The sequence below is a fragment of the Rhodococcus gordoniae genome (assembly GCF_001646655.1).
GTDB classification, from domain to species: Bacteria; Actinomycetota; Actinomycetes; order Mycobacteriales; family Mycobacteriaceae; genus Rhodococcus; species Rhodococcus gordoniae.
This window is the reverse complement of the sequence record NZ_LPZN01000010.1, coordinates 1-16,608: the sequence shown is the minus strand read 5'-3', so window position 1 is coordinate 16,608 and position 16,608 is coordinate 1. Positions and strand designations below refer to the sequence as shown.

Here is a 16,608-nt window from a genome sequence, read left to right as displayed (position 1 = left end):
CCTACCTTCTGCTGCCGGTCGCCCGGGGCTTCGCCCGGTCGACGTACTCCACGGCAAGCGTGCCACGCCGACGCGACACCACCAACCTCGTCCCCGGCTGCGGGCCCCGCCCGACCGCCACCGGCCCCTGCCCACGCCACGCCACTACCAGGTCGTCGACCGCCCGCAGCATCGTCTCGTTCGGTGTGGCGGTGTGATCGATCAGCCACGACCGGAGTGCGCGCCGCCGTACTGCGGCGGGAGCCGCGGCGAGCACAGCGGTGTCGAGCAGGTCGTCGTCGTGGCGCGCCGCCGTGAGCAGTTCCACTGCCCGGACATCGAGGGCGTGGCCGTCGTCCTGCAGTTGCCCGGCCGTGCGCGCGAGAGCTTCGGCGACGCCCCCACCGAGCACGTCCTCGAGCAGCGGCAGGACCTCGCGGCGCAATCGCACGCGCGTGAACCGGTCGTCCGTGTTGTGCGGATCCTCGTACGGGCGGTAGCCGAGTTCGTCGCACGCCCGGCGGGTCGTGCTGCGGCGCACGCCGAGCAGCGGTCTGCCCCACGGCGGCTCGTAGGACGCCATGCCCCGGATCGAACGCAGTCCCGAGCCGCGGCCGAGGCCGAGCAACACCGTCTCGGCCTGGTCGTCGAGGGTGTGCCCGAGCAGCACCGGCCGTTCGTCGCGGTGCTCGTCGAGCGCCCGGTAACGGGCCGCACGCGCGGCGGCCTCGAGTCCTCCCCCGCCGGTGACGTCCACGGCGGCCACCGTGACGGTCGCGCAGCCGCGGGCCCGGGCGAACTCCGCGGCGCGGGCAGCGACGACCTCGGAGCCGGACTGCAGGCGATGGTCGACGACGACGGCGTGCACCGCGTCCGCTTCCGCCACGGCGGCGGCGGTCAGGGCTGCGGAATCGGCTCCGCCGGACAGCGCGACGGTCACCTCGCCGACGGGGTGCGCGCCCAGCCAGGCCCGCACTGCGAGTCGCACTTCGTGGATCGCCGGGGTCTCGGGCAGCAGCGGGCGATCGGCCGACGGGGATGCCACGATCAGCCCAGCACCCGCGCGATCCACGCGTCGGGGTGGTCGATCTCCGCCAGGGTGGGCAGGGCATCCGGTCCGGACCACACCGCGTTGAAGTCGTCCATGCCGACCTTCGCGACGACGGCGTCGACGAACTTCTTGCCGTGCACGTACTGCGCCATCTTGGCGTCCATGCCGAGGACGAGCCGGATCAGGCGATGGACAGGGCTGCTGTTGCGGTGCCGGCGGTTGTCGAACGCCCGCCGGATCCGTGCGACCGACGGGACCACGGCCGGGCCGACACCGTCCATCACATGGTCGGCGTGACCTTCGAGGAGAGTTCCCAGCGCGAGGATCCGATCGAACGATTCGCGTTGCGATTGTGCCTGCAGAGCACGCACGACGCCGAGCATCCCCCGCTCCGACATGGGCTTCTCGCCCGGAGTGCGCAGATCCTTCACCGCCGACACCACGCGGGTCGCGACGTCGCCCATCGGTTCCTCGACGGCGGTGGCGAGATCGGCGGCAGCATCACGCATCAGTTCCGCCATCCACGGTGCCTGCGAGAACTGCACGCGGTGGGTCACCTCGTGCAGGCACACCCACAGCCGGAAATCGGTGGGCGGCACCTTCAGGACACGTTCGACCGCGACGACATTGGGCGCGACGAGCAGCAACGAGCGGGAGAACGGATCGTATTGTCCGAGCACCGCCGAGGACAGGTACGCCAGCATGGCACCCGCCTGCGCGCCCGCCGGTTTGCCCACCCAGCGTCGGCTGCCACCCGGACCCGCACCCGGCGCCGCAGTGAGGTCGGCCATGGACGCCGCGGCCGCGCGCACCCATCCGGGCCGGTCGACGACCCGCGCCGGCGGCGGCTCGGTTCCGTCGTCGAGTCGCGTGTGCTCGCGCACGGGGCCCTCGGCACGTGCGGCAGCCGAGAACAGTTCGTCCTGCACCGCGTCGCGCGTGTACTGCGACATGGCAGGTTCGGAGCGGGTGAGGCGCACGCCGACCCCGGCCGCGAACGACCAGTCGATCGCGTCGCCGAGAGCCCGCTCCTTGCCGGTCATCGGCAGCCGCACTCGCGAAGCACCGACGCCACGGCGTCGAGGGCGGGCCGGGCCTCGCCCGGCGACCTGCCGTTGGAGAGCAGAGCGAACGACAGCACACGACCGTCGGAGTCGACGACGTACCCGGTGAGTCCGTTGACCTCGGTCAGAGTGCCGGTCTTCGCCCGCACCCAGCCGGCCCCGGCACGGGTCGTGGTGCCGTAGCGGTCGGCGAGCGTGCCGGTCGCTCCGGCGACGGGAAGATAGTCGAGCATGGGCCGCAGCTCCGTCCTGTTCGGTCCGGCCGCCTCGGAGATCACGCGATCGAGCGTACGAGCGGGGATCCGGTTCTCGACCGAGAGTCCGCTGACGTCGCGCAACGTCACACCGGTGACGTCCAGACCCGCTTGCTGCAGGGTACCGGTCACCGCCTTCGTGGTGCCCTCGAACGAGTGCTCGTTGCCCGTCGCGACGGCGACCTCCCGTCCGATGGTCTCCGCGAGGACGTTGTCGGATCGGCGCAGCATCTGACCGAGACGCACAGTGAGTGGCGCCGACTGGACCGACGCCATGGGCGCCGCACCGGGTGAGGCGGATCCGAGCGCTACCCGCGCGGGGTCGGCACCGAGCGCCGTCGCCAGTGCACGACCGGCGTCCAGGGCGGGCGTAGCGCTGCGAGACGATTCGTCTTCGAGCGGGCGCAACCGGCCGCCGTCGAGCATCACCGGTTCGATGGGTGCGACGTAACCGTCGCCGACGTCCTGGGGAAACCAGCCCGGCGCGAGCGGATCCCCGCTGTACAGGCTCGTGTCGACGAGGACGGTCTCGACGGTCGTGCCGCCGCGGCGGATCTGTTCGGCGAGGTCGGCGATGCGAGGACCACCCGGATAGAAGCTCTCCTCGCCGGGCGGCAGTGCCGACAGGGTGGGGTCGCCCCCGGCGATCAGGACGATCTCTCCCGGCTTCGAACCTTCGACGACGCGCGTGGTGATCCGATGATCGGACGGCAGCACGAGCATGGCAGCCGCAGCGGTGAGAATCTTCGTCGTGGAGGCCGGGATCAAGGCGCGGTCGGGATCCTTCGACCACAGCACCGTGCCGGTCGTGGGGTCGCTGATCGATCCGGCGAAATCACCGAGCCCCGGGTCGTTCACGGCCCGGTCGAGTGCCGACGCCAGCGAAGTCGGGTCGGGCGTCGGAGCGTCGGGTGAGACCGCGGCGACCGCGGGGGTCGCGACCACCGGTGCCGGTGCGGGAAGTACGACCGCGCCGGCGGACGTCCGCACGTCGTAGATCGCGAAGGCTCCACCGACGACCAGAGCGAGGAAACCCGCTCCCCAGATCCCGAACAGGATCTTCATGTTCCGCCGTCGCCTGGTTGCCAGTGAACCCTGCTTCTTGTTGCCGCCCTGCCCCGTCAACACGCCTCCGCTGCATCCTGCACACACTGGTCGACCAGCTACCCGCACTTCCCGCTGCCGGCCGCACACTGTTGTGACGCACTCGGGGCCCCGGTACCTGCACCTCCAGCCTAGCGCCGCGACCGTTATCCTCTCTGCGGACCATCACCGCAGATACGGATGTCGTATCCGCCGGAAAATACCGACGAAGTGAGGCAAGGCGTGGAGTTCGAGGTCACCATCGAGATCCCCAAGGGACAGCGGAACAAGTACGAGGTCGATCACGAGACCGGACGCGTCAAGCTCGATCGTTACCTGTACACCTCGTTCGGCTACCCCGCCGACTACGGCTACATCGAGAACACCCTCGGTGAGGACGGCGATCCGCTCGACTGCATGGTGCTGCTGCCCGAGTCGGTGTTCCCCGGCGTTCTGGTCGACGCCCGCCCGATCGGCATGTTCAAGATGGTCGACGAGGCCGGGGGCGACGACAAGATCCTGGCCGTCCCGGCCGGCGACCCGCGCTGGGATCACGTCCAGGACATCAGCGACGTCTCGCAGTTCGAGCTCGACGCGATCAAGCACTTCTTCGTCCACTACAAGGACCTCGAGCCGGGCAAGCACGTCGAGGCCGCCGACTGGGTCGGTCGCGCCGAGGCCGAGGCCGAGGTGACCGCGTCGGTCGAGCGTCTGAAGAACAACGGCGGGCACTGACACCGAGCCTGCAACGCAGATCCCCCGGACGATCGGATCGTCCGGGGGATCTGTCGTAGGAGGGGCCTACTCCCCCGTGAACTGCGGCGGTCGCTTCTCGAAGACGGCGGTGATCGCCTCGGTGAGGTCCTCCGACGGCAGGAACGCCGCGTTCCACGCCGCGACGTAGCGGAGGCTGTCGTCGACCTGCGGCGAGCGGGTGTGGTCGAGAACGTTCTTGATGCCCTGAACCACGAGCGGCGGGTTCGCGGCGATTTCCGCGGCGGTCGCGTGAGCCGCGGCGAGCACGGCGTCCGCGTCGTCGTAGACGTCGTTGACGAGTCCGATCTTCTCGGCGCGGGCGGCGTCGATGTCCTTGCCGGTCAGCGCGAGTTCGCGGACGTGACCGTCGCCGATGATGAGCGGGAGCCGGGCGAGGGTGCCGACGTCGGCGACCATTCCGACCTTGACCTCGCGGACGCTGAACTTCGCGTCGGCGCTCGCGTAGCGGATGTCGGCGGCGGAGATGAGGTCGACCGCTCCGCCGATGCACCAGCCCTGGACCGCGGCGACGACCGGCTTGCGGCAGTCGGCGACGGCCGTGACGGCCGCCTGCATGTTCTTGATCATCGCGTGGAAGTCCGTGCGCGGCTTCGCGAGCGCCTTGCCGGAGACGACGGCGCCGAGACTGCCGCCCATGGCGACGAGGTCGAGCCCGTAGGAGAAGTTCCGGCCGGAACCGGCGAGGACGACGGCGCGGACGTCGGGGTCGGCATCGAGCTCACCGAAAAGGACGGGCAGTTCCGCCCAGAAGTCGGGGCCCATGGCGTTGCCCTTGCCGGGGCCGATGAGCGTGACCCGTGCGACGTGGTCCTCGCACTCGACGGTGAACGCTTTCCAGGGAGAGTGATCGGTCATTACCCAACGGTAACTTCTGCGCCCTCGGAATGCACCGTCCCCCACTTCACGACGCGACGACGACGCATCCTCCGAACCGTGCCCACCGGGCGCCGATTTTCCTACTCTTGGTGCATGACCAGGTCGCTGCATCCGAATGCCCACCGCGTCTCGGACACGCTCATCGCCCGCGGCCATCACGGTCTGATCGTCCAGCAGCCGGAGACCGTGCACACCGCCGAGCAGGCCGCCGCCGCGGTGGGCGTGGAGGTGGGCGCGATCGTGAAGTCGCTCGTCTTCCTGCTCGACGACGACCCGATCCTGCTGCTGGTGTCCGGGGCGCATCGCGTGTCGGTCGAGCGGACCGGCGAGCGGCTCGGCGGCGAGCTCGTGCCGGCCTCCCCCGACCTGGTCACGGAGGTCACCGGCCAGCCGCTCGGTGGTGTCGCGCCGCTCGGCCACCCCACGAACCTGCCCACCTACATCGACCGAGCGCTGCAGCTCCACCCGGATCTGTGGGCGTCGGGTGGATGCCCGAACACACTGTTCCGGACCGTCTATGCGGAGCTCATGCGCATCACCGCGGCGATCGACGTCGACGTCGACTGAGACCGTCCACCCAGCGGTACCGTCGGCACCTCCACCCGGGTACACTCTCCGTCGTGACAGTCCGAGCGTGGAGCCGCAGGCATGTCGACCTGTGCCGTACCCGCTCGTGCCTCTGTGCGGCCTGAGATCCGCACCATCCCTTCTCTTTCCGGCGCCGCGCAGCTGCGGGCCACTGCCCGCCCGGCACCGTTCACCTTCCGACCAGCGGAGCCCTTCCATGACCACGTCCTCCATCGAGAACCCGGCCGACGGCTCGGTCGATTCACCTGAACTCGTTCTCATCGTGCAGATCTCGGACACGAACGCCGGATCGGCGGGTGATCTCGCAGCTCTCGCCGACGCACTACGGGAGACCGCCCTCGATCTACTCCCGGGTGCGCGCACCCACACCCTCCTCAGCCCCGGCCCGACCCCACTGGTGATCGACCTGCCGGCCCGCGGGCTGGTGCTCGACAATCAGCGAGTCGAGTTGAGCCACAGCGAATTCGAGATCCTGGCCCATCTGGTTCGCCGGCCCCGCGTCGCGGTGCCCCGCGCGGCGCTACGGCCACTCGGCGCCGGATACTCCGAGAACGACGACTTCGACACCGACCGGGGCAACCGCAGTGTCGACGTCCACGTCTCCCGGATCCGTTCCAAGCTGGGACGTTTCGGCACCATCATCACGACTGTCCGCGGGTCCGGTTACCGGTTCGATCCCGATCCGCGCGTGCACGTGGTCGAAGCGCTCGATCGCCGCACTGCGTGAACGCACGCGAAGGAGGGGCAGGAGTCGAAACCCCGGCCCCTCCTTCGCGATACGAACTCGAGTCAGGAAGCGCGCACGGATTCCTGGGCGCCCTCGCCGAACCGGCGCAGGACCTCGACGACGGTCGGCGAGACCTCGATGAGGCCGCGCGACGCCAACCACGGCAGCGTTCCGTCGACGAGATACTCGACGGTGAACGGCGCGGCGAGCGGGATCAACGTGACGCCGTCGGCGACCTGCACGGCGTGGATGTCGGCGATCAGCCCGGCGAGACCGTGCGGCGTTCCGACGTACGACAACGTGTCGGCCTCCCCGCGGGTGGCTTCCGGACGGGTGCGTCGGGTACGGGCGGTGCGGGCATCGGACGCGAGGACGACCTCGACGTCGACGAGCACGGTGACCGAATCGGGCTCGCGGCCCTCCTCGGCGGCCTCCGCACGGATGCGGTCGCGCAGCTTTCCGGCCTCACGCAGGTCGGCGGCACGCACCCGCACGACGTTGGGTGCATCGGCGCTGAGGTCGAGCGGCGGATCGCCGGCACGCCCCAGGGTCAGGTCGGCCCAATAGTCGGGTCCGGAGTGACCGGCGAGCTCGACGGCGATACGCAACGCCCGGATGGTGGCGGACTCGACGACGGCCGGGTCTGCGGTGGCCGGATCTGCGGATACAGGGGTGACGGTGGATGCGACGGGCATGGGATGCCTCTCGGTACGGGCCGCGGAGCGGCACGGAGAAATCGGCCTGTGAGCCGGAAGACTTCGAGGGAGAAGACCTTCAGTCCGAACAGATTCCCGATGCCGTACGGCAGAGGTCGACATGGCGACGGCACCAGCGTGCCGCGGCGATCGCCCTCGTCCGTTCCATGCGAATTACCCTACTGACCCTGTGGGGAATTGTCGACCGCTAGACGCACGGAGATGCGTCGGCGTCGGCCGCTCCGAGGCCGGGCCGCGTCTCCGGCGAGGGGTTCCACACGCCGTCGGTCTTCGCATGCACCCACGACGGTCCGTTCTCGACCAGCGAACGCAGCGCCCCGAGGAGCCGTTCGACGTCATCGGACGAGCTGCCGAGCCCGAGCGACGCCCGGACGGCACCGCCGGCGCGACCGACCCGCGCGAGCAGCGGGTGGGCGCAGAAACGTCCGTCACGGACGCCGATGCCGTGCTCTGCGGACAGATAGGACGCGACGTGACCGGGCTCGTAGCCCTCGATCGTGAAAGTGACGATTCCGACGCTGTCGGCCGAATCGTCCCACAGCCGAAGCACTTCCACTCCGCCGATGGCGTCCAGGCCGTCGACGAGCAGGGAGCACAGGGCCTCCTCGTGGCGGGTGACCGCGTCGGAGTCGAAACCGGCGAGCGCATCGCATGCGGCGGCGAGAGCGGCGACACCGAGCACGTTGGGGGTGCCGGCCTCGTGACGCGCAGGGGCGCAGGCCCATTCGGTGTGGTCGAGGCGTACCTCGCGCACCGCACCGCCTCCGGCGAGGTACGGCTCGGCGGCGTCGAGCCAGTCGCGTCGGCCGACGAGCGCTCCCGCACCGAACGGCGCGTACAGCTTGTGACCGGAGAACGCGAGGTAGTCCACGCCGAGCGACGCGAGGTCGACGCGGCGGTGGGGCACGAGCTGCGCGCCGTCGACGAGGATCCGCGCGCCGGAGGCGTGGGCGAGTTCGGCGAGCTCTGCGATGGGCAGCACCTCGCCGGTGACGTTGGAGGCACCGGTGACGGCGAGCAGGGCCGCGGGGGCGCGCTGGAGTTCGACTGCGAGGCGCCACACCGTCTCCGAGACGGTATCTGCCGCCTCGACGATGCGGGAGTTCTTCCACGGCAGCAGATTCGCGTGGTGTTCGATGTCGAGCACGACGACATCGCCGGGCACGGCACTCGCAAGCAGGTTCAGCGAATCGGTGGTGTTGCGCGTGAAGACGACGACCTGGTCGTCGTCCGCGCCGACGAAGCGCGACACGGAGGTGCGAGCGTCCTCGTAGGCGGTGGTGCTGATCCGCGAGGCGTATCCGGCACCGCGGTGCACGCTCGCGTAGAAGGGCAGCAGTTCCGTGAGGCGGTCGGTGACGGCGGACAGTGCCGGTGCGCTCGCCGCGTAGTCGAAGTTCGCGTAGGTGCAGGTGCCACCCTGGACGAGCGGAACCTGCGAGTCACAGCCGGACACGGTGGCGAACGGAGCAATGCAGGTGGTGGAGGCTACAACAGTCATGACAAATCCCTCGTGTACTCAGGGACCCGCCGGTGACGCCTACGACGGAGAGTTCTCGTCGCCGGCGGAGTCCGCGCTTGCCGTGTCCGGTGGTGGATTCACGGCCCGGTCGTCACCCGGAGCACCCCACCGCGGTTGGAGGGTTGCCGACCAGCGAGCCGGGGCTTGACGCTGGTACTCATGACCTGGCGAAGACAATGACAGGACGATCGAGCCGTGTCAACCCGTATCGCACGATGCCGACACACGTTCCGCGCACCGAACGTTCACCTGTTGTCCACCCGGACGTGAGATAACCGGAGGATCCATCGAGCAGAAGGACCCGCGGAGTTGCCAGCCATATCCTCGATCCCCGTCGGCCGGTCCCCCATTCCGGACGAATTCCTCCGCGCGTCGCACGCTCCGCCTGCACGCACCCTCGTCGACCTGCTGCGGAGCACCGCCGAGGCACATCCGGACGCCCCTGCCCTCGACGACGGCACCACCGTCCTCGAATACGCCGAACTCGTCGAGGCGGTGATCGCCGGCGCCTACGCGTTGAACGACGCGGGTGTCGGTGCCGGCGACAGGGTCGGCGTGCGCATGACGTCCGGGCGCACCGATCTGTATGTGACGATTCTCTCGATTCTCGCTGCGGGCGCCGCATACGTGCCCGTCGACGCGGACGACCCCGACGAGCGCGCCGAACTCGTGTTCTCGGAAGCACAGGTCACCGCCATCGTCACCGACGAGGGCATCGGGCCGGGTACGGCCGTCCCGCCGGGCAGCCCGGCCGTGCGGGGGCCGAACCTCGACGACGATGCGTGGATCATCTTCACCTCGGGTTCGACCGGGACACCGAAGGGTGTCGCCGTCACGCACCGCAATGCGGCGGCCTTCGTCGACGCGGAAGCACGGATGTTCTGCCGGGCAGCGCCACTCGGCCCCGGCGACCGGGTCCTGGCCGGCCTGTCGGTGGCCTTCGACGCATCGTGCGAGGAGATGTGGCTCGCCTGGCGGCACGGCGCCTGCCTGGTTCCGGCCCCCCGCGCGCTCGTCCGCTCCGGCATGGATCTCGGACCGTGGCTCGTCTCGCGCAACATCACCGTCGTCTCCACCGTGCCCACGCTCGCGGCGATGTGGCCGGCCGAAGCACTCGAGGCGGTGCGCCTGCTCATCTTCGGCGGTGAGGCCTGCCCACCCGATCTCGTGGAGCGTCTCGCCGTTCCGGGACGGGAGGTGTGGAACACCTACGGCCCCACCGAGGCCACAGTCGTCGCCTGCGCCTCGCTGATGGACGGCACCGGACCGGTCCGCATCGGGCTGCCGCTCGACGGCTGGGATCTCGCCGTGGTGGACGCCGACGGCAACCCCGTCGAGGAGGGCGCGACCGGCGAACTCGTCATCGGCGGTGTCGGCCTCGCGCGCTATCTCGATCCGGCGAAGGATGCCGAGAAGTACGCTCCGATGCCCACACTCGGCTGGGAGCGCGCCTATCGCAGCGGCGATCTCGTCACCCTCGACCGCGAGGGACTGCTGTTCCAGGGGCGCGCCGACGACCAGGTCAAGATCGGTGGCCGCCGCATCGAACTCGGCGAGGTCGACAACGCGCTGCAGAACCTGCCCGGCGTGGCCGGCGGTGCGTGCGCGGTGCGCAGGACCGCTGCGGGACACCCGATCCTCGTGGGGTACATCGCCTCCACCGATCCGGACTTCGACATCGCGTCCGCCCACGACCTGCTGTCCGAGCAACTCCCCGCCGCGCTCGTTCCGCGACTCGCGCTCGTCGACGAACTCCCCACCCGCACATCCGGCAAGGTCGACCGCAACGCCCTGCCGTGGCCGCTGCCGGGCGCCGACGCCGACTCGGTGGAGGCGCTCGGACTCGATCCCACCGCCGAATGGGTCGCCGAATTGTGGACCGACATCCTCGGTGCCCGGATCGAGGGCGTCGACGACGACTTCTTCGAACTCGGCGGTGGCTCCCTCGCAGCGGCACAGCTCGTGACGGCGCTGCGCAGCAGGTATCCGGAGATGACGGTCGCGGAGCTGTACGACCATCCCCGGCTCGGATCGCTCGCGGTCCATCTCGACGAACTCGCACCGACGGAAGCTGCGGCACCACGAGAGGTCACCCCGGTGCCCCGCCTCGCCCAGTTCGCCCAGATCGCGGCGACCGGCGTCCTCACCACCCTCACCGGACTGCAGTGGGTGACCTGGCTGGCGATACTGAACAACGTCATCGCGCTCGTCGTCGACGTGCCGTGGACCGTCACCCTGTCGTGGTGGTGGGTCGCGCTCGGTGTCCTGCTGTTCCTTTCTCCCGTCGGGCGTATGGCGATCTCCGTCGCCGGTTCACGTCTGCTGCTGCGCGGTGTGAAGGCGGGGAGCTACCCCCGCGGAGGCGGTGTCCACCTCAGGCTGTGGACGGCCCTGCGGTTGTCCGAGGCCGTGAACGCGACGAACATCTCCAGTGCTCCCTGGATGCGGCAGTACGCGCGTGCCCTGGGAGCGAAGGTCGGACGTGGCGTCGACCTGCACAGCCTTCCGCCGGTCACCGGTCTCCTCGAGCTCGGCGACGGATGTTCCGTCGAGCCGGAAGTGGATCTCGGCGGCTACTGGGTGGACGGCGACGTCGTCCACATCGGGAGTATCAGGATCGGTGCCGGTGCCACTGTCGGCGCCCGGTCGTTCCTCGCCCCGGGTGCGCGTATCGGTAAGAACGCGGAGGTGGAAGCAGGATCGGCCGTGTTCGGCCGAGTGAAGGCCGGGCAGAGCTGGGCAGGATCGCCTGCGCGCAAGGTCGGCAAGGCCGACCGGCCCTGGCCCGCCGGGACACCGCCGCGGGGTAACAGATGGGTTCCGGTCTACGCCCTGTCGTCGATCCTGCTCGGCGGCCTGCCCATCGTGTCGATCGCCGCGGGCGTCGCGCTGCTCGTGTGGTGGGTGCACGACACCCCCACCGTCTCCGACGCCGTGGTGCATTCCCTGGCGATGCTCCCCGTCGCGGCACTGCTGACGATGTTCGTCTTCGCCCTGCTCACCCTGCTCTCGGTGCGCCTGCTCGCGATCGGCATGACGGAAGGCTGGCATCCGGTGCGCAGCCGCGTGGGCTGGCAGGTGTGGTTCACCGAGCGCCTCATGGATTCGTCGCGCACCTTCCTCTTCCCGCTCTACGCGTCGATGCTGACCCCGATCTGGCTCCGGCTGCTCGGCGCCGACATCGGCAAGGACGTCGAGGCGTCGACCGTGCTGATGGTTCCCAAGTTCACCAAGGTCGCCGACGGTGCGTTCCTCGCCGACGACACGATGGTCGCCTCCTACGAACTCGGCGGCGGCTGGCTGTACATCTCGCACGCGAAGGTCGGGAAGCGCGCCTTCCTCGGCAACTCGGGCATGGCGGCACCGGGACGGCGGGTACCGAAGCACGGACTCGTCGCGGTGCTCTCCGCGGCTCCGGAGAAGGCGAAGTCCGGATCGTCGTGGCTGGGCAGTCCCCCGGTTCGCCTGCGGCGCGCGAGCGGCGACAGCGACACGAGCCGCACCTTCGAACCCCCGCTGAAACTGAAGGTCGCGCGCGGCGCCGTGGAGACCTTCCGGCTCGTGCCCATGATCGTCACCTACGGCATCGGCCTCGGTGTGCTGTTCGCCCTGAACACTCTCGCCGTGCACTGGGGATACGCCGTCGCGGCACTGCTCGGTGGCATCGTGCTCATGAGCGCCGGAGCCGTGGCGTGCCTGGTGACGGTCGCCGCGAAATGGCTCGTGGTGGGACGGATCGGGCGTGTGGAGCATCCGTTGTGGAGTTCGTTCGTGTGGCGCAACGAGGTCTCCGACACCTTCGTCGAGACCGTCGCGGCACCGTGGTTCGCACGGGCCGCGACCGGCACCGCCGTGATGAACCTGTGGTTGCGGGCACTGGGATCGAAGATCGGCCGCGGGGTGTGGTGCGAGAGCTACTGGTTGCCCGAGGCCGACCTGGTGTCCCTGGGCGACGGCGCGACCGTCGAACGCGGTTGCGTTGTACAGACCCACCTGTTCCATGATCGGATCATGTCCATGGACACCGTGACCCTCGGCGCCGGCGCCACGCTCGGCCCCCAATGCGTCGCGTTGCCTGCCTCGGGCATCGGCGACGGTGCCACCGTCGGACCGGCCTCGCTGGTGATGCGCGGCGACGTCGTCCCGCAGTCCACCCGCTGGCAGGGCAACCCCATCGCGCCGTGGACCACACCGAACAGCTGGGCACCGCGGTGAAACCCATCAAGGCCGCCAAGCCCGTCGCGCCCGTCGCCGCCGATCGTCCCCTCGATCCCTACCTGCCCGAGAGCGGGAACCGCGGTTTCCGCGTCTCGCGCTACGAGCTGGATCTGACCTACAAGGTCGTGTCCAACAGGTTGGACGGCCGGGCGAAGATCATCGCCACGACGACGGATGTGCGCGCCAAGTACTCGCTCGATCTTGCGCAGACGATGCGCGTCGCCAAGGTGACCGTCAACGGGCGACGACCCGCCAAGTTCGTCCACCGCGACGGCAAGCTCACCGTCACCCCGGCCGAGAAACTCCCCGCCGGGTCCGTGCTCGTCTTCGGCGTGCAGTACTCGGGTACCCCCGCCCCGTTGCGGACCATGTGGGGTGAGGTCGGCTGGGAGGAACTCGACGAGGGGTCGCTCGTCGCGAGCCAGCCGAACGGTGCGCCCACCTGGTTCCCCTGCGACGACCATCCCGGTTCGAAGGCCACCTACCGAATCTCCGTCACCACCGACGCTCCGTTCGTCGCGGTCGCGAACGGAACGCTCGTGCACAAGACCACCAAGGCCAGTCGCACCACCTGGGTCTACGAGCAACCCGAACCGATGGCGACCTATCTGGCCACAGTGCAGACCGGCCATTACGAGGTACGCACACTGGCGTCGGATCCGGTGCCGCAGTACGGGATCCATCCACCTCGCCTGCGCGCGTCGTTCGACCGTGATTTCGCGCGCCAGACCGAGATGCTCGAGGTCTTCACGCGCCTGTTCGGCCCGTATCCGTTCGCGCACTACACCGCACTGGTCACCGACGACGACCTCGAGATCCCCATCGAGGCTCAGGGACTGTCGACCTTCGGCGCAAACTTCTGCGACGGCACGGGCCGCGAAGAGCGGCTCGTCGCACACGAATTGGCGCACCAGTGGTTCGGCAACAGTCTCACCCTGTACCGCTGGTGCGACATCTGGCTCCACGAGGGATTCGCCTGCTACGCGGAATGGTTGTGGTCTGAGAACTCCGGCGGCAGGTCCGCGCACGCGCATGCTCTCGACGCCCACAGAGGGCTGGCCCGCAAACCTCAGGACATCCTCCTCGAGGATCCGGGCCCGAAGGACATGTTCGACGACCGCATCTACAAGCGCGGAGCCCTCACCTTGCACGCCCTGCGGGTGCACCTCGGCGACGAGCACTTCTTCGACCTCCTGCGGACGTGGACCGCGGAACATCGACACGGCAATGTGACGACGGCACAGTTCAAGGATCTCGCCGCGCGTTTCTCGGAGACCTCGCTCCGGTCGCTGTGGGAGGCCTGGTTGAGCACGACATCGCTTCCACCGGCCCCCTCACCCGGATAGGTCGGCTCGCTCGCCGGACCGTTACGGGCTCTTCGCAGTTGCGGGCGTAGGCCGAGAATGTAGAGCTGTCGGACGATTGGATGTGAGCCGTCAGGGGGTGCGAGCGTCGTAGTTCTCGCGGTTCGCGAGAACCTCGGCCATGTGTGTCTGCGCCCAGTTTCTGAGCCCGCGGGTCATGTGGTGGAGCGAGAGGCCGAGGTCGGTCAGCTCGTAGGAGACGGTGACAGGGACGGTTGGCGTCACGGTACGGGTGAGCAGACCATCGTGCTCCAGCGAGCGGAGCGTCTGGGTCAGCATCTTCTGGCTGACCCCGGCCAGAAGACGAGAGATCTCGGAGTAACGCATCGCCTTCGGAGCGTCTTCGTGTGCTGCACCGGGCCGGCCGGGGCTGTTGTCGCCGCCCAGCGCACACAGGATCAGGACGACCCACTTGTCCGAGATTCGGTCGAGCAGTTGCCGGCTGGGGCACCCTGCCAGGAACGCGTTGTACTCCATCTTGGCCTGAGCCCTCTTCTGGGCCGCCTTCATCGTCGTCACTGATCGCACCTCTCACCGATGGATGGGTTACGCACTCCCGAGTGCCTACTTCCCGACAGGAAGTTTCTCCCCAATGCTGATACAGGGAGGCAACAGGCGCCACCCCCCCGAGTGCACGACGAAAGGCAACAGGATGAGCACACCCTCCCCCTCTCTTCCCGGCGGCACCTGGACTCTGGGTGACCTGACCGTCACCCGGTTCGGCTACGGTGCCATGCAACTGGCCGGGCCAGGGGTCATGGGGCCGCCCGCCGATCGCGAGGGTGCCCTGGCCGTGCTGCGCGAAGCGGTCGCCCTCGGCATCACACACATCGACACCAGCGACGCCTACGGGCCGCACGTCACCAACGAGTTGATCCGCGAGGCACTGCACCCCTATCCCGAGTCGCTGCACATCGTGACCAAGGTGGGCGCGACCCGCGACGAACAGGGCGGATGGCCTACAGCCCGCCGGCCCGAAGATCTGCGCCGCCAGGTCCACGACAACCTCGAGTCCCTCCGCCTCGACGTACTCGACCTGGTCGACCTCCGACTCGGCAACGCCGAAGGTCCCCGACCCGGCTCGCTCGCCGAGGCATTCGAGACGCTCGTCGAACTCCAGCAGCAGGGCCTGATCCGCCACCTCGGGATCAGCAACGCCACCGAGGAGCAGGTCGCCGAAGCACAGAGCATCGCGCCGATCGTGTGCGTGCAGAACATGTACAACCTCGCCCACCGCCATGACGACAAGCTCATCGACCGGCTCGCTACCGACGGCGTCGCGTACGTGCCCTTCTTCCCCCTCGGGGGCTTCACACCGCTTCAGTCCTCGGCGCTCTCGGCGGTCGCCGCTCGACTGGAGGCGACACAGATGTCCGTCGCTCTGGCCTGGCTGCTGCACCGATCACCGAACATCCTGCTCATCCCCGGCACGTCATCGACGGCACACCTGCGCCAGAACATCGCCGGTGCGGGACGCTCCCTCTCTCATGAGGACCTGACCGAACTGGACGACGTCAGCCGCTGAATGTCCTGGGGTCGACCGCCTCACAAGCCACGATCAACGGACAGCTCGACCACCTTCGCGGTTCCGCTCTCGGATTCCGCGACCTCACCGACTACCTCGCCAGATCCTTGCCGGAAACCGGCGGCGTCAGGCCACGACTACAACCTGGATTGTGGAGGGCCCAGTTACGGCTGCTGCGGTCCCCCGTTGCGCAAAGAGAGATCCAGGGTCCTCATGAGGTGCCCGACGCGAGTCCTCGACGTCGACGCGAGCGGGTAGCGCGAAAGTACGTCGACCAGTACCGGGGTCGCGCGTCGGCGTGCCTGCTCGATCATCGCGCTCCCGACTGCCGGGTCACCATCTGCTCGGAGCTCGGCTATGCGTGCAGCACTCGCAGCAGCCCGCAGAATGTGTCCGACCTGGGTGGCTCTCGCGATCGGGTGCAGATAGGCGGCTGCGGCGGCGTCGCCGGCACAGCGGGCGGCCAGAGAGACCGATTCGGTGGACGCTTGCTTCGCTGCCCGGTGTGCATCCGACGCAGTGACGCGCTGAAGTCTCGTCCGTCTCGCACCGCCGACGAATTCCCAGGCCGCATCGAGAGCAGCACGAGGACGTCGGTCCTGGGGAACGGCTTCTTCGAAGACCGGAAGCACGTCCTGCGCACTCTCCGCCACGTACTGCGTCACCACCCGCAACTCGTTCATGGTCAGCTCGAAATCGCCGAAGACACTTCGCACCGGCTCGTTTCGACCCATGTACCGAAGCGTATGCCGCGGAACGCAGTCCCTACGAGAAAAAGGGGACCCGCGAAAGCGGATCCCCTCCTCAAAGCCGAAGACCCCCAACAATGTCGGGGGTCTTCGGTAACGGGTGTTCGGCGGTGTC

Annotated in this window: 14 protein-coding genes and 1 riboswitch; of the genes, 6 read left to right on the top strand and 8 right to left on the bottom strand. The window is 69.0% G+C overall.

Features of this window, described 5'->3' with window-relative positions; all coding sequences use genetic code 11:
• Nucleotide 1: 1 nt before the first annotated feature.
• From tilS to dacB, 3 genes are read right to left on the bottom strand one after another with little or no spacing between them, the layout of a single operon-like run.
• Nucleotides 2-1,051 carry a tRNA lysidine(34) synthetase TilS gene (gene tilS, locus A8G18_RS05890; protein ID WP_064063116.1) on the bottom strand — a complete coding sequence of 350 codons (1,050 nt, stop codon included), beginning with the start codon at nucleotides 1,049-1,051 and terminating at the stop codon, nucleotides 2-4.
• On the bottom strand, nucleotides 1,027-2,073 hold the full coding sequence (locus A8G18_RS05885; protein WP_064063146.1) for a zinc-dependent metalloprotease: 1,047 nt from the start codon (nucleotides 2,071-2,073) through the stop codon (nucleotides 1,027-1,029). Before A8G18_RS05885 ends, tilS begins: the two co-directional genes overlap by 25 nt.
• Complete coding sequence (gene dacB, locus A8G18_RS05880; protein ID WP_064063145.1) at nucleotides 2,070-3,413, bottom strand: D-alanyl-D-alanine carboxypeptidase/D-alanyl-D-alanine endopeptidase; 1,344 nt, start codon at nucleotides 3,411-3,413, stop codon at nucleotides 2,070-2,072. The genes A8G18_RS05885 and dacB overlap by 4 nt, the downstream gene beginning before the upstream one ends.
• A gap of 261 nt (nucleotides 3,414-3,674) precedes the next feature.
• On the opposite strand from dacB, the gene A8G18_RS05875 reads away from it, so the two are divergent.
• Nucleotides 3,675-4,166 (top strand): inorganic diphosphatase, encoded by a 492-nt coding sequence (locus tag A8G18_RS05875; RefSeq protein WP_064063115.1) that lies wholly within the window; start codon nucleotides 3,675-3,677, stop codon nucleotides 4,164-4,166.
• A gap of 66 nt (nucleotides 4,167-4,232) precedes the next feature.
• Here the strand turns inward: A8G18_RS05875 and A8G18_RS05870 are convergent, their stop codons facing one another.
• On the bottom strand, nucleotides 4,233-5,063 hold the full coding sequence (locus tag A8G18_RS05870; protein WP_064063114.1) for a crotonase/enoyl-CoA hydratase family protein: 831 nt from the start codon (nucleotides 5,061-5,063) through the stop codon (nucleotides 4,233-4,235).
• Between the two features lie 114 nt (nucleotides 5,064-5,177).
• On the opposite strand from A8G18_RS05870, the gene A8G18_RS05865 reads away from it, so the two are divergent.
• Together A8G18_RS05865 and A8G18_RS05860 are read left to right on the top strand one after the other, a co-directional pair.
• A complete protein-coding gene (locus tag A8G18_RS05865) occupies nucleotides 5,178-5,651 on the top strand; it encodes a YbaK/EbsC family protein (RefSeq protein ID WP_064063113.1) in 474 nt (157 codons plus the stop codon).
• 217 nt (nucleotides 5,652-5,868) lie between these two features.
• On the top strand, nucleotides 5,869-6,399 hold the full coding sequence (locus tag A8G18_RS05860; RefSeq protein WP_064063112.1) for a winged helix-turn-helix domain-containing protein: 531 nt from the start codon (nucleotides 5,869-5,871) through the stop codon (nucleotides 6,397-6,399).
• 62 nt (nucleotides 6,400-6,461) lie between these two features.
• Here A8G18_RS05860 and A8G18_RS05855 read toward each other — a convergent pair whose 3' ends face one another.
• Nucleotides 6,462-7,094, bottom strand: a complete 633-nt coding sequence (locus tag A8G18_RS05855) for a hypothetical protein (RefSeq protein ID WP_172506076.1) — start codon at nucleotides 7,092-7,094, stop codon at nucleotides 6,462-6,464.
• A gap of 208 nt (nucleotides 7,095-7,302) precedes the next feature.
• Entirely contained in the window at nucleotides 7,303-8,616 is a 1,314-nt protein-coding gene (locus tag A8G18_RS05850) for an aminotransferase class V-fold PLP-dependent enzyme (protein ID WP_026003253.1), read from the bottom strand.
• Between the two features lie 68 nt (nucleotides 8,617-8,684).
• Nucleotides 8,685-8,802: riboswitch (SAM riboswitch) on the bottom strand.
• Between the two features lie 144 nt (nucleotides 8,803-8,946).
• Between A8G18_RS05850 and A8G18_RS05845 the strand changes: the two genes are divergently transcribed.
• Both A8G18_RS05845 and A8G18_RS05840 read left to right on the top strand, forming a co-directional pair.
• Nucleotides 8,947-12,852, top strand: coding sequence for a Pls/PosA family non-ribosomal peptide synthetase (locus A8G18_RS05845; RefSeq protein ID WP_064063111.1), 3,906 nt, complete (start codon nucleotides 8,947-8,949; stop codon nucleotides 12,850-12,852).
• Nucleotides 12,819-14,201, top strand: coding sequence for a M1 family metallopeptidase (locus A8G18_RS05840; protein ID WP_064063110.1), 1,383 nt, complete (start codon nucleotides 12,819-12,821; stop codon nucleotides 14,199-14,201). Before A8G18_RS05845 ends, A8G18_RS05840 begins: the two co-directional genes overlap by 34 nt.
• Nucleotides 14,202-14,291: 90 nt before the next feature.
• Here the strand turns inward: A8G18_RS05840 and A8G18_RS05835 are convergent, their stop codons facing one another.
• Nucleotides 14,292-14,738, bottom strand: coding sequence for a winged helix-turn-helix transcriptional regulator (locus tag A8G18_RS05835; protein ID WP_064063109.1), 447 nt, complete (start codon nucleotides 14,736-14,738; stop codon nucleotides 14,292-14,294).
• A 133-nt stretch (nucleotides 14,739-14,871) separates the two neighbouring features.
• On the opposite strand from A8G18_RS05835, the gene A8G18_RS05830 reads away from it, so the two are divergent.
• A complete protein-coding gene (locus tag A8G18_RS05830; protein WP_064063108.1) occupies nucleotides 14,872-15,744 on the top strand; it encodes an aldo/keto reductase family oxidoreductase in 873 nt (290 codons plus the stop codon).
• Between the two features lie 164 nt (nucleotides 15,745-15,908).
• Here the strand turns inward: A8G18_RS05830 and A8G18_RS05825 are convergent, their stop codons facing one another.
• Nucleotides 15,909-16,478: a putative immunity protein gene (locus A8G18_RS05825; RefSeq protein ID WP_016934506.1), complete on the bottom strand. Its 570-nt coding sequence runs from the start codon at nucleotides 16,476-16,478 to the stop codon at nucleotides 15,909-15,911.
• Between the last annotated feature and the right edge of the window lie 130 nt (nucleotides 16,479-16,608).

Coding starts and splice junctions, on each gene's coding strand:
- A8G18_RS05885 (WP_064063146.1), bottom strand. CDS start 2,073: ATGACCGGCAAGGAGCGGGCTCTCGGCGACGCGATCGACTGGTCGTTC.
- dacB (WP_064063145.1), bottom strand. CDS start 3,413: ATGAAGATCCTGTTCGGGATCTGGGGAGCGGGTTTCCTCGCTCTGGTC.
- A8G18_RS05870 (WP_064063114.1), bottom strand. CDS start 5,063: ATGACCGATCACTCTCCCTGGAAAGCGTTCACCGTCGAGTGCGAGGAC.
- A8G18_RS05865 (WP_064063113.1), top strand. CDS start 5,178: ATGACCAGGTCGCTGCATCCGAATGCCCACCGCGTCTCGGACACGCTC.
- A8G18_RS05860 (WP_064063112.1), top strand. CDS start 5,869: ATGACCACGTCCTCCATCGAGAACCCGGCCGACGGCTCGGTCGATTCA.
- A8G18_RS05855 (WP_172506076.1), bottom strand. CDS start 7,094: ATGCCCGTCGCATCCACCGTCACCCCTGTATCCGCAGATCCGGCCACC.
- A8G18_RS05850 (WP_026003253.1), bottom strand. CDS start 8,616: ATGACTGTTGTAGCCTCCACCACCTGCATTGCTCCGTTCGCCACCGTG.
- A8G18_RS05830 (WP_064063108.1), top strand. CDS start 14,872: ATGAGCACACCCTCCCCCTCTCTTCCCGGCGGCACCTGGACTCTGGGT.
- A8G18_RS05825 (WP_016934506.1), bottom strand. CDS start 16,478: ATGGGTCGAAACGAGCCGGTGCGAAGTGTCTTCGGCGATTTCGAGCTG.